The 15,084-nt window shown below is 58.0% G+C and carries 17 protein-coding genes and 1 pseudogene; 16 read left to right on the top strand and 2 right to left on the bottom strand.

Annotated elements, in window-relative coordinates; all coding sequences use genetic code 11:
* Window positions 1-598: 598 nt before the first annotated feature.
* Complete coding sequence (locus tag GD429_RS40835) at window positions 599-826, bottom strand: hypothetical protein (protein ID WP_193727319.1); 228 nt, start codon at window positions 824-826, stop codon at window positions 599-601.
* On the opposite strand from GD429_RS40835, the gene GD429_RS38015 reads away from it, so the two are divergent.
* From GD429_RS38015 to GD429_RS37975, 9 genes are all read left to right on the top strand, one after another.
* Window positions 825-1,289: a hypothetical protein gene (locus GD429_RS38015; RefSeq protein ID WP_227792104.1), complete on the top strand. Its 465-nt coding sequence runs from the start codon at window positions 825-827 to the stop codon at window positions 1,287-1,289. The two genes, GD429_RS40835 and GD429_RS38015, sit on opposite strands and share 2 nt — an antisense overlap.
* Window positions 1,290-1,383: 94 nt before the next feature.
* A complete protein-coding gene (locus GD429_RS38010; RefSeq protein WP_152865095.1) occupies window positions 1,384-2,352 on the top strand; it encodes a DUF932 domain-containing protein in 969 nt (322 codons plus the stop codon).
* A gap of 72 nt (window positions 2,353-2,424) precedes the next feature.
* Window positions 2,425-3,423, top strand: coding sequence for a YqaJ viral recombinase family protein (locus GD429_RS38005; RefSeq protein ID WP_152865094.1), 999 nt, complete (start codon window positions 2,425-2,427; stop codon window positions 3,421-3,423).
* A gap of 12 nt (window positions 3,424-3,435) precedes the next feature.
* Window positions 3,436-3,663 (top strand): hypothetical protein, encoded by a 228-nt coding sequence (locus GD429_RS38000; RefSeq protein WP_152865092.1) that lies wholly within the window; start codon window positions 3,436-3,438, stop codon window positions 3,661-3,663.
* A 55-nt stretch (window positions 3,664-3,718) separates the two neighbouring features.
* Window positions 3,719-4,627 carry a phage capsid protein gene (locus tag GD429_RS37995; protein WP_152865090.1) on the top strand — a complete coding sequence of 303 codons (909 nt, stop codon included), beginning with the start codon at window positions 3,719-3,721 and terminating at the stop codon, window positions 4,625-4,627.
* Complete coding sequence (locus GD429_RS37990) at window positions 4,624-5,709, top strand: hypothetical protein (RefSeq protein ID WP_152865088.1); 1,086 nt, start codon at window positions 4,624-4,626, stop codon at window positions 5,707-5,709. Before GD429_RS37995 ends, GD429_RS37990 begins: the two co-directional genes overlap by 4 nt.
* Before the next feature lie 63 nt (window positions 5,710-5,772).
* Window positions 5,773-6,579 carry a DUF4942 domain-containing protein gene (locus GD429_RS37985; RefSeq protein WP_152865086.1) on the top strand — a complete coding sequence of 269 codons (807 nt, stop codon included), beginning with the start codon at window positions 5,773-5,775 and terminating at the stop codon, window positions 6,577-6,579.
* A gap of 108 nt (window positions 6,580-6,687) precedes the next feature.
* Window positions 6,688-7,089 (top strand): hypothetical protein, encoded by a 402-nt coding sequence (locus GD429_RS37980; RefSeq protein ID WP_152865084.1) that lies wholly within the window; start codon window positions 6,688-6,690, stop codon window positions 7,087-7,089.
* Between the two features lie 81 nt (window positions 7,090-7,170).
* Window positions 7,171-7,470, top strand: coding sequence for a hypothetical protein (locus GD429_RS37975; protein WP_152865082.1), 300 nt, complete (start codon window positions 7,171-7,173; stop codon window positions 7,468-7,470).
* Window positions 7,471-7,473: 3 nt separating this feature from the next.
* Here GD429_RS37975 and GD429_RS37970 read toward each other — a convergent pair whose 3' ends face one another.
* Window positions 7,474-7,731 carry a helix-turn-helix domain-containing protein gene (locus GD429_RS37970; RefSeq protein WP_152865080.1) on the bottom strand — a complete coding sequence of 86 codons (258 nt, stop codon included), beginning with the start codon at window positions 7,729-7,731 and terminating at the stop codon, window positions 7,474-7,476.
* Between the two features lie 66 nt (window positions 7,732-7,797).
* Between GD429_RS37970 and GD429_RS37965 the strand changes: the two genes are divergently transcribed.
* The 7 genes and pseudogenes from GD429_RS37965 to GD429_RS37935 all read left to right on the top strand — a co-directional run.
* Complete coding sequence (locus GD429_RS37965) at window positions 7,798-8,193, top strand: hypothetical protein (protein ID WP_193727318.1); 396 nt, start codon at window positions 7,798-7,800, stop codon at window positions 8,191-8,193.
* Window positions 8,194-8,412: 219 nt separating this feature from the next.
* Complete coding sequence (locus tag GD429_RS37960; RefSeq protein WP_152865078.1) at window positions 8,413-9,072, top strand: hypothetical protein; 660 nt, start codon at window positions 8,413-8,415, stop codon at window positions 9,070-9,072.
* An 85-nt stretch (window positions 9,073-9,157) separates the two neighbouring features.
* A complete protein-coding gene (locus tag GD429_RS37955) occupies window positions 9,158-9,517 on the top strand; it encodes a hypothetical protein (RefSeq protein ID WP_152865076.1) in 360 nt (119 codons plus the stop codon).
* 286 nt (window positions 9,518-9,803) lie between these two features.
* Window positions 9,804-11,369, top strand: a complete 1,566-nt coding sequence (locus GD429_RS37950) for an AAA family ATPase (RefSeq protein WP_152865074.1) — start codon at window positions 9,804-9,806, stop codon at window positions 11,367-11,369.
* 3 nt (window positions 11,370-11,372) lie between these two features.
* Window positions 11,373-12,248 (top strand): HNH endonuclease, encoded by an 876-nt coding sequence (locus tag GD429_RS37945; protein WP_152865072.1) that lies wholly within the window; start codon window positions 11,373-11,375, stop codon window positions 12,246-12,248.
* A 407-nt stretch (window positions 12,249-12,655) separates the two neighbouring features.
* Window positions 12,656-14,797: an ATP-dependent nuclease gene (locus GD429_RS37940; RefSeq protein WP_321575125.1), complete on the top strand. Its 2,142-nt coding sequence runs from the start codon at window positions 12,656-12,658 to the stop codon at window positions 14,795-14,797.
* Between the two features lie 155 nt (window positions 14,798-14,952).
* Window positions 14,953-15,084: pseudogene (locus tag GD429_RS37935) on the top strand (IS256 family transposase); the annotation flags it as partial.

Below are 15,084 nucleotides of genomic sequence, written 5' to 3'. Positions count from 1 at the left end.
ATTGCAAGGAGTGCCGCGCCTCCCCCGACGAAGGCCGATGCAGGTCACCGTACATACACGCAATCAAAATACGCCAAAGCCAAATACCAACCGAAACACTTGTCTTCCACAATAAAAATTTGACACTTCGAATACGTTTTATTGAAGCGTCAAGCAGCCGAAATTCTCGATGCACCTATCGATGCCGACGAGCCACTTCGCCACCCGCTCAATTGCCGCGCAGACGATTATCTGCCCATAAACACACGCGATAACGCCCGCATCTTCGCCTTTCAATTTTAATCAATACCGGCCACTCGAAACAAACATTAGAAATACGAAGGTGTCTTGATCGGACGATGGAAGACGGGCAGATCAAACATTATCTCTTGACATTTTCGACCACGCGAATAATCAGATGGCACCACGTTGGCCAGGATTGGCACATCACCCCACCGCGTGTCCGATTTACAACACAAACGGGTACTGACGCCATTCCGACCGATACCTCGGTCGACGGACTTGCGGGCTCGGTCATTGTCGGTCTAGCCGGCAGCGCTGCCAGACTGACGCCCATTCGCAAGCTGTTGCGACGACTCAAATAAATTTGAGACACATATCACTGCTGCGAGCCCAGGCCCTTCCTGCGGCTTCGCCAGTACAGCCGCGTGCTGGCGTCGTCATCATTCTCAGGAGTTAAACGATGCTCCCCCCTTCTCCTCTCGACTATCTCGCCGCTTTCGCACTCGCCTTCCTCGGCGGTGCGTTGCTTGCCGCCAGTCATTGCAAGTATGTAGGCAAGGTCCGGCGCGATACCCATCCCCGTGCACGCGAGATCCAGATCCATGCGTGAGCGTCCTCCGTTCTTTCCGTACGAGGACGAAGACGATATGTTGCAGCACCGCCTGCACGGGCTGCGCCAGCCTCCGGAGCCGGACGAACGCGAATCGGCGCGCTACCGGCCTGACCAAGGTGATCTGGCATGGCCGTGTCCGTCGTGCGAGTCGTTCCGCACTGAACAGCGCCACGTCGCGCGGCGGATCTGCGGCGCGGTCGGCGCAGCGGCCGGCGCCGTGAGCGGCGCCGCTGCGGCGCTCTCCGGTGCTGAGGCTGGCGCGGCCATCGGCTTGCTCGGTGGTCCGGTTGGTGCCGTGTGCGGCGGCGTCGCGGGCGCCATCCTTGCCGGGCTTGTGGCGGGCGCCGCCGGCTGCGCGACAGGCGCGGCATTGGGTGAAGCCATCGACCAGACAGTCCTAAGCAACTTTCGGTGTCGTGCATGCGGATGCATGTTCACCGTCCGTCCCGATTGACCGACTTCCTATCTTTCCTCCCGCTGCTTTTTCCCTTCGTCTCGCCCGGCTTCGGCCGGGCCTTATGCCTTCTATCTCACAAGGAGTTTCAAAAATGCATCTCGTACAGAACATGGCGTTCGTTGGCACCGAACCGTGGCACGGCATCGGCAATCAACTCGCCCCGAAACAACCGCTCGAAGTCTGGAGGCGCGCCGCCGGCATGGACTGGAGCATCGAAGAGGCCGAAGTGCGGTTCGTCGCCGCCGGCAACAAAAACCTCGGCTCGATCCACGCCTTTCCCGAACAGAAGGTGCTCTACCGCAGTGATACGAAAGCGCCACTGTCCGTTGTGTCGTCCCGCTATCAGGTCGTACAGCCCTCGCAGATTCTGGAGTTCTATCGCGATCTGACAGAGGTCGGCGGGTTCCAGCTCGAGACGGCCGGCGTGCTCAAAGAAGGTCGCAAGCTTTGGGCGCTCGCCCGCACCGGCCAGAGCGCGACACTCAAGGGCAAGGATGAGGTGAACGGCTATCTGCTGCTTGCGACCGCCTGCGACGGGACATTGGCGACTACGGCCCAATTTACGTCCGTGCGGGTCGTCTGCAATAACACACTGCAAATCGCGTTGGGAGACAGCACGAGCGCGGTCAAGGTGCCGCACCGCTCGCAGTTCGATGTGGCCGCCGTCAAACGCCAGCTCGGCATCGCAATCTCTTCGTGGGATGCATTTCTCGCGCGGACCAAGGCACTGGTCGATCGCAAGGTGTCCGATTCTGCCGCCGAAACGTTCCTGCGGCGTGTGCTCACCTATTCGACTGCCAATGTTGCAGATCGCGATGCGCTTGCCGTCAATGAACGCGCGATCAAGGCGGTCAGCCAGCTTTATACCGGACAAGGGCGCGGAGCGACTATGGCTTCGGCCTCTGGCACGGCCTGGGGCCTGCTCAATGCGGTCACCGAGTATGTGGACCACCACCGCAGAGCACGCAGCGACGATCACCGACGCGACGCCGCCTGGTTTGGCCAGGGCGCAACCATCAAGCAACGTGCCTGGGATGAAGCGCTCAAGCTCATCGTGTAGTTCCCTCCGTTTTCCCCTCAACACCGGCCCGGTCAGGTTCGCCTGCCGGGCCTTGCTATTTTGGGAGGTGCCATGAGTGCAGTCCAACCGGACGGACCACGCACGCGCCGGCCGGCGCTGAAGCTCGTCAACACGCAGGAACTGAGCCGAGACGACTGGCTTGCTGTTCGTCGCACCGGCATCGGCGGCTCCGATGCCGCCGCCGCGGTCGGTCTCAATCCGTACATGAGTCCGCTCGAATTGTGGCTCGACAAGACCGGCCGGGCTGATGGTCTACCCCGTCCCGATCCGGCAGATACGACGTCCCCGACGTATTGGGGAACGTTGCTGGAGCCGATCGTCGCTGCCGTCTATACCCAACAGACCGGCAACAAGGTCCGCAAGGTCAACGCTGTACTGAGGCATCCGACGATCCCGTGGATGCTCGCCAACATCGACCGTGAGGTCATCGGTGCGCGCGATGTGCAAATTCTTGAGTGCAAAACCGCTGGCGAGTTCGGCGCGCGGCTCTGGCGTGACGGCGTGCCGGAGTACGTGCAGTTGCAAGTACAGCACCAACTCGCCGTAACGGGCAAGTCTGCTGCGCACGTCGCCGTCTTGATCTGCGGCCAGGCGCTGGAAGTGCATCGGATCGAACGCGATGACACGCTAATCGGTCGGCTCATCGAACTCGAGGCGCGCTTCTGGCAGCAGTTCGTGGAAACGGATACGCCGCCACCTGCTGACGGATCAGAGTCAGCCGATCGTGCGCTACGTCACCTGTATCCCGGCGACGGCGGCACTATCGATTTTACCGACGACCGCGGCCTGTCATCCGTGTTCGCCGATCTAGTCGCGGTGCGGGCCGAGATCGAAACGCGCCAGCAGCTCGAAGCGCAGTTCAAGCAGACGATCCAACAAGCGATGGGTGACGCAATCCGGGCTGTATTCGAAACCGGCTCCGTGTCGTTCAAGCGCAGCAAGGATTCGTCATCGGTTGATCTCGATCGTCTATTGGCCGATCACCCGTCGCTCGAACAGCAGTACGCCATCTCCAAGCCGGGTTCCCGGCGCTTTCTCGTTTCCACCTGACTCCCACCCACCATGACGAATCTCAAGTGTCTGTCGGACATCATGACTTTTTCGCGATACGGCGCGCTTGCACAGGCGTTTGTGATGAACGCACTCAGCAAGCACGCCGAGCGCGTTGCCACGGTGCCCCTCAGCAAGTTGCAAGAGCAATTCGGCGTTCACCCGCTAATCAGCGCCCAGGCATGGCAAGGCGTCGCTCGGGAGATCCACGACAAGCTCGAAGCGCATTTCGCGCGGTAGCCGGTACGGCTGCGCAACGCCCACCGCCCCCTTCCCTTTCTGTTTGGATGAAATCATGATCACAGGTCTCGCTATTACGCCGCCCGTTGTGGGCCGAATCGCCATCGGGAAAATTGTCGAGAAGAACGGCAAACGTCTTCCCGAAAAAGATGACCAATTCACGCTGACGACGCAAGTCCAGCAACGTGGCGAATGGATGTTGCATCCGCTGAACGAAACGCTGCGCAAGGCAACGTCCGGCAAGCTGCGGGCAATTCCGGTCCGCGTACTGTTCAACGACCCCGACCTGAACCTGCGGGCCGAATACTCGCTGTTCGATCGCGATACCGGACGGCCGGTGTGCGTCGGCAACGGCGAGACGTGCCGCCGCGTGACCGATGCCGGAATCGAGAGTCAGTCCTGCCCGTCGCCGGACGGCTGCGCATTCGGTCACCAAGGTGGTTGCAAGCCCTACGCCCGGCTGAACGTGATCGTCGGCGACGAGGACGAACTTGCATCGTTCATCTTCCGTACCACGTCCTATAACAGCATTCGTACGCTGGCTGCTCGACTGCACTACTTCCGTGCTGTATCTGGCAATCTGCTCGCCTGCCTGCCGCTTGAACTGAAGCTGAGGGGCAAAAGCACCACACAGAGCTACCGTTCTCCGATCTACTACGTCGACCTGGTCGTTCGCTCGGGCAGTACGCTCGAACAGGCGTTGATCGAAGCAAAAGAACTGGATACCCGTCGTCGGTCGGCCGGCTTCGACCAGGTAGCGCTCGACGCCGCAGCCAAGCTCGGCTTTGCCAACGGAGCGTTTGAGGATAGCCCTGATGAACGGGCTGCGGTCGCGGAGGAGTTTTATCCAGACGCCACGACCCACCATTCGGATGCGGATGGTGGCAGCGCCACGGACACGCCCACCACCTTACGCGACAAGCTGGAACGCAAGGCGGTCCTGCTCGGCGGGAAGGCGGCATGAGTGTCCGACGCTGGGCATTCGCATTGGCGATCCTGGCAACGACCACTGCGCTCAGCCTGTCGGTTATGGCCGGTTGGCAGCGCGGCGGCACGTTACCGGAGCGGCTGATCTGGATCGCGATCGGCACGGTGCTCGTTACGAGCGCGCATCTGCTGCCGGCGCTGATCCGGAATGCGCCAATTCTCGTCCGCGTCGTGGGTAGCCTGTTATGGGCTGCATGTCTGGTGACGGCGTGCTACGGGCACGCAGGCTTCTTCGCTTTCGCCCAACAGCACGCCGGCGAGCAACGGGCGTCGACAGCACCAGTGGCCCCGGCGCCGTCATCCACCCGGAGTCTCACGGCCGTCATGGCGGAACGCGCCGCCGTGACCGCGCAGCTCGCGGCAGCCAACGCGCGTTACTGCGCCGGTAACTGCGTCACGCTGGAAGGTCGGCGCGTGACACTCGCAGCCAAGGCCGATGCGCTGAATACCGAAGCGGATGACGTGCGACGCCAACAGACCGCGATGGATCGAGTCACGGCACGACATGACGCGTTACTCGTCGATCCGGTCACGTCGAGGCTCGCGGCGCTACTCGGCACGACACCCGCTCGCGTCGACTTGTTGACTGGCCTTGCGTTCGCTGCGGTACTGGAAGGTGTCGCGTGCCTGTTGTGGACCGTCGCGCTTCGGTCGCCGTTACTGAATCCGTTACCCGTCGTAGCTGGCGTTGTGCCGCCAACAGTCACGGTGACTCCCGCCGTGACTCAACCCGGGATTCCAGCAGTCACGGACGCAGCCGGCATGACTCAGCCGAGAGTCATGCCCGTCACGGCCAGTCACTACGACGAGACCGTTAGTCGCAATTCCGTGACGCCCAGTCACGACCGTACGATCGACAGTCACGCACCGCGTGACGACCCGATCACGCCGTTACCGGTCGCCGATCCCAGCGACGACCACCTGCCGCAACTCCTGCGAGACATTGCGGCCGGCCTAGTGCGTCCGACTGTCGCCGACATCCGTCGTCACCTGGCTTGCTCGCAGTCGCGTGCGGCCGAGCTACGCCGTCAGCTCGCCGAACTCACCTCCACAGCATAAAGCCGGGCGCGTGGCCCGGCTTTATGTTGCCCGTCTTCATTCCCTTTCACATCGTCACGAAACATGGACTCGAACGATCTCGTCAAAAGCATCAGCATCGCCAACCTCGCCAATCAACGCGTCGCTGTCGTCGAACGCGTGCGCGCCGCCCTCGATCTGCTCGGCGAAGCGCAACAACTCGCCAAGGCTGCGCATCTCGGCTTTCCTCGGCTCGTACTCGACGAAAGCTACGGCTGTCGCGGCCGGCCAACCGTGACCGGAGAATATGCGAAACGCGACGAAGCTGAAGCCGCCATCGTCCGCCTCATCGACATACGCGGCTGGGATTACCTGTTGTCCGAATCGGGTCTGCGCACTTTCATGGACGCAAAGGCTCGGGAGCAATGGAGCAACCAGATTGCCGAAGGCGACGTGCCTGAACTGACGTCCACCAACATCGAAGCGACGTTCGCGCAGCTCTACGGCGCGCGCGGCGACATGTTTGAACGCGGCGTGCTCCAGTGCTTCCGGCGGCTGTCGTGGGATTACAAAACGAATCAGCCGTTTAAGTTTGGCCGGCGCATCATCGTGCGGTACCTGCTGAGCGCTGGTTCCCCGAATTTCCGGGTCACCAACGAACTGGACGACCTGATCCGCGTGTTCTGCATCCTCGACGGCAAGCCCGAGCCGGATCACCGGAACGGCGCGTACTGCCTCGTCTCCGACCACCGACAAGCCCGCCTCACCGAAGCCGAGAACGCCTACTTCCACCTGCGCTGGTTCAAAAATGGCAATGGCCACTTGACGTTCAAGCGCGCCGATCTGGTCGACCAAATAAACCTGATCCTCGCCAAGCACTATCCGAATGCGCTCGCCTCTGAAGCGCGGTAATTCCCATCGCCGTCGGGCGCGTCCTGCGTCTGGCATTTCCCCTTGCTTTCGAAATCTTGCATCCGCTTCTGTCGGAGGCTCGCACTCGCCCGTCTGGAGAACCCTGTCATGTCATCCGTCATTGCAATGCTCAAGCGGCGAGTAGCTGCACGCTATTGCGCTGCCACAAAGCCATTCCCAGCGGTTCGTTACGCCAACAGACTGATCCGGACGGCCACTGGTCGGTTCGATGCCGTCGAAATTCATGGTGTCCGTCAATTTCCCGATGCCACCGATCCAACACTGACCTGCGAGGCGGATGACGACAATCCGTCCTTCTTCAGCGTCTACTTGCATTGCGTCGACGGTGGCGTCATGTGCTGCGCCGATCTGTCGACCCATCAGCGCGCGCTGCGCTATGCACGTGCCGTCTCGCGCCGCTATGGCTGGCCGGCCTATGACTACATACCGACGCAGGCTCGGCCAAATCAGAAGCGCCATCCGGACGGAGGAAAAGCGACGAGCCGGTGATTCCACCGGCACGGTTTCATCTCGTGAACACGTAGCCGGTTCTGCCGAAGGCGGTTTGTTCGCCCTTATCCCGAGATCATCATGAATTTACCTTCGACGCATCACGCCGGCCCGCGCTTCAAGCTCGGCCGAATCTTCGCGACACCCGCAGCCTTGGAAGTCATTGCAGACGCGGGTACCTCGATCATTGACCTGCTGATCCGCCACGTCCGCGGCGACTGGGGCGATCTGTCCGATTCCGATCGTCAACAGAACGAGCTATCCATCGACGCCGGCCTGCGCCTGCTGTCCAGCTATGTCCTGCCGGGCGGGCACACGGTATGGCTGATCACGGAGGCGGACCGCTCCGCCTCCACGTTCCTGCTTCCCGGCGACTATTAGCGGTCAGCGCGGCAACGATGTAATCGGCTGATCGAGTAGCGCATCAATAAAGGCATGCGGATCGGCATCCAGCGCCCGCAGAAAGTCCAGTAGTTCGACCACATCAAGGCGCCGGACACCGCTCTCGACCTTCGACACGAAGGCCTGGGGCCGTCCGAGGCGATCCGCGACGTCCTGTTGCAACAGGCCGCGCTGTTTGCGCAAGTCTGCGAGCAAGGTCGCAATCCGCTGGTAACGGGGATCGTGGATCGGATGGGTCATGAAGAAATTCTAGATACACATAGCGGATATTCTTTATCCGTATACGGTATATTGGAGGAGGATTACATGTTTCAACTCGTCTGGCTGTCCAGCATTGCCGCGACGGCGCTTGCCATTGTGTTCGACATGCACCGACTGCGCGCCAGCAGGGTAGGCCTACGGCCGCTCGGTTGGGTCGTCGCGTCGGTCTGGGTCGGACCCATTGCCGGGGTCGCTTACATGCTCCGGCGGCGGTCCGCACGGGCAGCGCTGATCGACGCGACCTGGCAACTGGTTGGTGATGCGGCGCACCCGATCGCGATACGGCGGGAGCGGCTAATTGCGTTCAGGCGCAGCGGCATGCTGGGCACACCGGTCTTCCGGGCTTGCCTGGCTGTGCTGGACGCGGAATCGCTCAACGCAATCCCTGGACAGGAGGTCCGACCACCGGCCAATGACGGGGATACGGGCCGATACACATAAGGGAAACGATGTTGCAACCGACCGCGTTTAACCGCGCTCATCCGAAAACGGAGCGTAACCCTGGCCTGAGTCCTGGCAGCAGTCTATCCCTCGTATGCCAGGACCATTCGCCGACAGGCTCGCCCTGTCGGCATTTTTTATTCCGGCTGCCCGGAACGCGCAGGGCACCACGAAGCGCCTGCCATCTCATCAATCACCACTGCAACGGGAAACGAAATCATGAAGAACAAACGTCACATCGGAATCGTCCGCATCGCGTTGTGCGCCACCGCGGTCACAATCCTGTCGGCATGCGGACAGAGCGCGCCTTCGGAAAGCGACGCGAAGCAGGTCGTCGCGAGCGCGCTCAGCGACTGCCGATATTTTGAACTCAGGGACTTCCAGAAGGTGAACGGTCTTCCTGGCGACTCCAGCAACGACTACCGTGTGGATGTCAAATACACCATTCGCCTGTCCTCGGACAGCGACATCAAGGCCTACGCCAGACAGTGGAAAGACCAGTACGACAAGTATCAATCCCTGAACGCCGACGCGGAACAGAAAGCGAAACAGTACTACGACAATCAACAGGCCTACACTGCCGCGAATCCCAACGATCTTGACGCGGGACGCACGTTCGAGCAGCAACATCAGGACGAGTACCAGGCGATGTCAAATGCGAAAATTGAAGTGGGCAACGCCGCCGCGGCACTTAATAACACCGCTCCCAGCCTGGTCTTCCGGCGCGCTATCGTTCAGGCATGTCCCAGCATCGACCTGCGGCTCCTCACCAACTTCTTCAATGGAAAGGGAACGGACTACAGCAACGACGTCGACGTAGAATTCACGCAGACACTGGACATGATCAAGACGGACAATGGATGGCAGGCCGCACGCTGATCCGCTCGCGATTCGCCTTATCGCTGCTGCCTGCCCTGAGGCGGCAGGCTTTCGCTGACGTTATTCAGGCAAAACAACACCGGCCATGCCTGAAACAACGGACTCGCAACTAAGCGATCTACCACTCGACGAACCTCTCCACGTCGCCGCCGCAACGCTGCTCTTGCTTGCAGGCAATACGGTCTGCGCGAGCGAGATCTCGCCCTGGGGACGTAGGCGCGCACTCGAACTGCTCGATGCGCTGCTTGTGCTCGCCACGCAGCATGGGTTCGCGCAAGGAGACGCGCTGCGCGAGAAGCTGACCACCGGCATCCGCACCGAGCGCACACGGCTGCTCGCTGAGGTCGCGTTCAGTGCGGTACCCGCGTCAGCCATCCTCAACGTCGTCCGGCGTTCGGGCTTTCATACCGGCCTGCACGAACCCCACCAGGACGGGAAAGGGTAAGGCCAGCCCCATTTGACAGGGGCAGATTCGCGACATAGAAGGCAGGTGCGCGACAGCGCACCTGCCTTCGTTCCGTGTCATTCTTTTTTGGCTCTTCACAGATTTTCGGGGATGTCGCTTGCCGCCCTCCCAAAGAAACGCTCGCAGCAAACACCTCAATGTCCGCGTTCGCCTACCTATTGGGCGGAGAACTGCATCCGCACTTCTATCGATAGTGCTTCACGTTCATCCTGTAAAATAACGCCACGACCGGATATTTAACGAAACAGGAACGAGGAAAAGTTTGATGCCGCATACGACACCGCTCTTCTCCGTTGTAGTCAGCCTGCCGCAAAAATCGCTGCGAAGAACAGAACATGTCTATTTGGTTACCGATAACTGGGACGATTGGGGAAAGTATCGTACGCAATTCTCGGTACATGTAATTGACGCGAAAGGCGAGATCCATTCGCTTGGATCTGTAAAAATCGGCGAAGTTGGTTTGCGCCCAAGAAGTGGGCGCGAAGAATTGTCACCCGGATTTCGCGCACCGACTCTTGATTCCGAGTTTCACAAATTAGGCGCGAAGAATTTTTCTCTGGGGCAAACCGAGAACTATTACGAAGCCCTGAATGAAGTCGGCGACGAAGATTTCCGAACTGCCGTTCTTCGAGGTCTTAGAGACTGCGCTTACGATCTCACCATTTTTGAACTGAACTTGAACGAGGACGTAATGTCCGAGTCGCTGTTGAGAGACACTCAGGAGCGCAATGTACGAAATCGCTATCACCGCCTTGCCAAAGGCGACGCAATTCTCACGAAATTCGAGTTTAGTTATACGCTTCCCGGAAGCAAAGCAGAAGAAAGCCCGCCGACGCTTACTTTCAAGGTTAAACCACATATCGAGCCGCCTACGAATGTCCACGTGTTAATTGGACGAAATGGCGTTGGGAAAACTCGATGCATCCAAAACCTAATTACGTCCGTTCTGATGGGTGATGATGCCGACCCTCAGTACGGTCAATTAGCTCGACTCGGCGATAACTCGAGCGAATGGACATTTGCCGGCGTGGTATCGGTGTCATTCAGTGCGTTCGACGACTTCGATCTGCCTTCCGACGGTGATTCGGGCATACGAGCTTCGCAGATCGGTTTGCGGGCACCTACTCAAGAGAATGTCGAAGGTGTTTCACACGTAAAGACACCGGACATGTTGGCTGATGATTTTGTCGAAAGTCTCGCCTCATGCAGAAATGGACCACGGGCCAGACGATGGCTTCAAGCTTTGGACACTCTTGAGGCCGACTCGTTGTTCAAAGAAGCTAACGTCAGAAATCTGCTTGATTTGGATGATGCAGATTGGGACACCGCGGCAAGAAAGTTGTTTCGGAAGCTTAGCTCAGGCCATGCGATAGTCTTACTAACGATGACTCGACTAGTCGAATTAGTCGATGAGCGTACTCTCGTTATTTTGGATGAACCTGAGGGTCATCTCCATCCGCCTCTCCTTGCTGCCTTCATCCGCTCAGTGGCCGATTTGCTCGGCAAGCGCAATGGAGTGGCCTTGGTTGCAACACATTCTCCCGTGGTTCTGCAGGAGGTGCCCATGTCTTGCGCCTGGAAGTTGCGCCGTTCTGGTGCCGTATCTGTGGCAGAACGACCAACGCTCGAGACATTTGGAGAGAACGTTGGAATTTTGACTAGCGAAGTGTTCGGGTTGGACGTAACACGTTCAGGGTTTCATAACCTACTCGAAAAGGCTGTGACGACTAACGAAAAGTATGAGGACATACTCAATCATTTTTCTGGCCAACTTGGCTCTGAAGCTAGAGCCATTGTGCGGGGACTGATTGCCGCAGTGAAGAATAAATAAAACATGAGAGAACTAAAGCGCCCCAATTACCCCGCGACTCAGGTCTTTGGAGATTGCATTAAGATCAAAAGAAACAAAACCCTTAGAGCCCGCCTCCAGACTGTCACATCCGAAATCACAAATGCTGAAGATCAGTATAAACAAAAAGCCAAAATTTTAGCGCTCCATGAAATAAAAAGAACGAACGGCGTTGGCGCATGCGTTTCGACAAAGGAAATGGAGGACTTATACGACAACGTTTTCGCGAGAAAGTCGTCGCCCGTTCGAAAGGATTATTACGACAAACTAATGATGGTGCCCGAGAACGGCGTCTGCCCATTGTGCGGACAGAGAGACGTATCAACTTTGGATCACTATCTCCCCAAAGCTGAGTATCCGAGTTTGGCAGTAACTCCCATCAATCTCGTCCCGGCTTGTCAAGAATGCAACCACACCAAATTACAACATTTCCCAAAAAGCGACGATCAGCAGCTCATACATCCATATTTCGACGTTTTGCCAGCCGGAATTTGGCTCGTCGCCGACCTGGAGCATTCGCGACCACCAGCTTTAAAATATCGGATTTCTATAGTCGATGATTGCGATAAAACAATTACGAAACGCTTGACGCTGCACTTTGAAAAGTTCGAGCTCGCGAAACTATACGCATCCCAAGCCGCCACCATACTCTCCGGTATTGCTGGAAAACTCGCAAAAGCTTGGGCGCGCGGAGGCGAGACCGAGGTGAAATTTGTATTGACCGAGGATGCTGACTCTTGGAGTGAACACCATAAAAATTGTTGGCAAGCCGCTTTGTACAGAACGCTTGCAGATTCCGAGTGGTTTTGCGAGGAAGGCTTTGCTTATGTCGGGGAGAGGGTCGGAAACGACTCAACGTAACATTCGAACTGAACGTGTGTCTAGTTAAACAAGAAAATGCGAATGTTCGCGTCATCTCCTTAAGGTGCTCAAAATAGCCGCAGTCGGTTCAACGATAGCCGAAGGCATGTGACGCGCGAGCCGATCACGCCACCGCGAGCGTGAGGCACTGACACTCGCTGGTATTTAGCCGTTGCACGCGACTCACGCCCCCGACTGAGGGCGCCCTCTCGGTGGCAGCGGGATCTCTGCTGCGCTAGTCGCTCTGCGTGCACGCCTGTCCACACTGCCTCCGACTGCCGTATCGCGGAAACTGTTCGGCGCTTGACCAGTTGCTGCACCTTCGGTTATTGCAAGCTTCAGTGAGTGCGCCGCCGGAGTCTGTGATAACTTGTGAACTCGCGCGACATTAGAAATCGGGGGCACGCGTGCACATTTCCAAGTTAACACTCGTAAATTATCGAAATTTCGCTAACGCCACGCTGCGATTCAGCAAAGGCGTCAATACGATCATTGGCGAAAATGGCGCGGGAAAGACCAACGTACTAAGAGCGATCAGACTCATGTTGGACGACAACATGGTCCGAGCTTCATACAAGCTCAATGAGTTAGACTTCTATCGCGGCCTTGGTTCCTGGCGCGGGCACTGGATCATCATCAGCGTTGAGTTCGAGGAAATCAGCGCAGATGAGGCAATTCAGGCGCTCTTTGTACATAGCACGGGTGTAGGGCAAGCTGGCGGCATCGTAGGGCAAGCAACGTACAACCTGATATTCCGACCAAATAAGCAGATCAGAATGAATCTGGCAGCGCTCGCAGACTTTGATGCTGCCGGGATGAACGCGATTCTGGATCAGGTAACGATCGACGACTACGAAACTCTATTTACAGGGCGGAGCGTTGCCGATTTTGCAGATCCAGCGGTCTATCGACGCATCGTGGGAGACTTTGGCAACGCTGTATTTAGCAATGAAGTCGAGTTTCCGGAGCTAGGTGCTCGCATTCCGGGTACGTTGTCAGTCACCAAGGAGGTGTCATTCACCTTTATTCAAGCGCTACGCGATGTGGTATCCGAGTTCCACAACAACCGGACCAACCCTCTTCTCACACTGCTGAAGAGCAAGAGCGGACAGATAGACCCTGTGCAGTTTCAACCAATCATAGAGCGCGCGCGGCAACTGAACAGAGAGATTGAGAATCTGAACGATGTGCAAACTGTTCGCTCCGACATCGTGGATACGATCCATGGAGCTGCCGGGCAGACCTACTCCCCTTCCTTGCTATCAATCAAATCTGATCTTCCGGATGAAGCGGATTTGCTGTTCCAGTCACTCAAGCTCTTCGTCGGTGAGTTCGATGCGACACATGAGGGTAGTATCCAAGAGCTCAGCCTTGGGGGAGCCAATCTGATTTTCCTGACGCTGAAGCTTCTGGAGTTCAAGTACCAGCACGAACGTCAGGCGCTTGCAAACTTTTTGCTTATCGAGGAGCCAGAGGCACACCTACATACGCACGTTCAGAAGACGTTGTTCGATCGAATCGGATACGCGGGGGCGCAGATTATCTACTCGACGCACTCGACGCACATCTCAGAGGTGAGCAACATTCAGAGCGTCAACATCTTGGGGCGCAACGGGATTGCATGTGAAGCGTTCCAGCCGTCGACAGGGCTTGCTCCTGAACAGGTGGGCAACCTCCAGCGCTACCTCGATGCCGTTCGCAGTAACCTGCTCTTCGCAAAGAGCGTGCTCCTTGTGGAGGGCGACGCCGAAGAAATCCTCATTCCATTGATGGTGAAGAAGGTTCTTGGCGTAAGCCTTGACGAACTTGGAATCAGTCTGGTCAATATCGGCAGCACTGGCTTCGCCAATGTCTCTGTACTGTTCCACGAGAGTAGAGTCCGCCGACGTTGCTCGATCATCACGGACCTGGACGCGGCATTTATGAACCCGCACCCCGTACCGGGCGACGATCCTGAGACATTGAAATTCAAGAGCAAACTGCTCGGGTCCCAAACGGCCGGTGCGGCTCGCAAAGTCGCACTCGATGCGCAGGTCGCTGGTAATGCATGGGTTCGGCCCTTCTATGCCGCCAATACGTTCGAAGTTGACTTCGTGTCATGCGGCAACGTGGGGACGGTGGTCGCATCAGTCAACGATGTCTATACGCAACCCGCAACGCGCGCTCAGTCGACAGCTGAGTTGAACTCGGGCGATCCGGCTCAGTTCGGGAGGCGGGTGCTCACCATGGCCAACTATGAAGGCAAGGGTTGGTTCGCCATTCTTCTAGGCAAGCTGATAGATCACAGGACCGTCGTCCCACCCTACATCCGGCAGGCGATCATCTTCGCGCACGGCACGTTCTCCACCGAGCTGATCTTCAGCATATTGAAGCACAGAGTGACTGTTAACAATCCGGGCGGAGCCGCCACACCGCCAGCACTGCAACACTATTGGCAACGTCTGCTTGAGTATCGCGCAGGTCGAATTGACTCCAACACCATCAGGGCGGAGGCAGCTGTCGGGCTCCCCGGCGATCAGATCCTTGCATTTCTGGGAGATCTGCCGTGACGTTCGCCTGGACCCGGACCGAGCTGAACGATGAACAGTCGGAGGCTGTACGCGAAGAGAACAGCGTGATCCTGGTTGCCTGCCCGGGCAGCGGGACCTATCCGTCATTTCGTGGGCGGGGCATATCATGAGGTATAAAAGTCATGGATATGCCGATGAAGAAGAAGAGGCAAACCGTAGCGCGTCAGGCAGCGGCCCGCGGGCCGCTGCCTGAGTTGCCCAAGGAACTGCTGGACCAGTTGGTCAAGGGGCCGATGACGCCGACCGAGGTTCAGGATCTGATGCTG

Source organism: Burkholderia sp. BE17 (assembly GCF_009362305.1).
GTDB lineage: Bacteria > Pseudomonadota > Gammaproteobacteria > Burkholderiales > Burkholderiaceae > Burkholderia > Burkholderia pyrrocinia_C.
The sequence above is the reverse complement of the archived record's forward strand: the minus strand, read 5'-3'. Positions and strand labels throughout refer to the sequence as shown.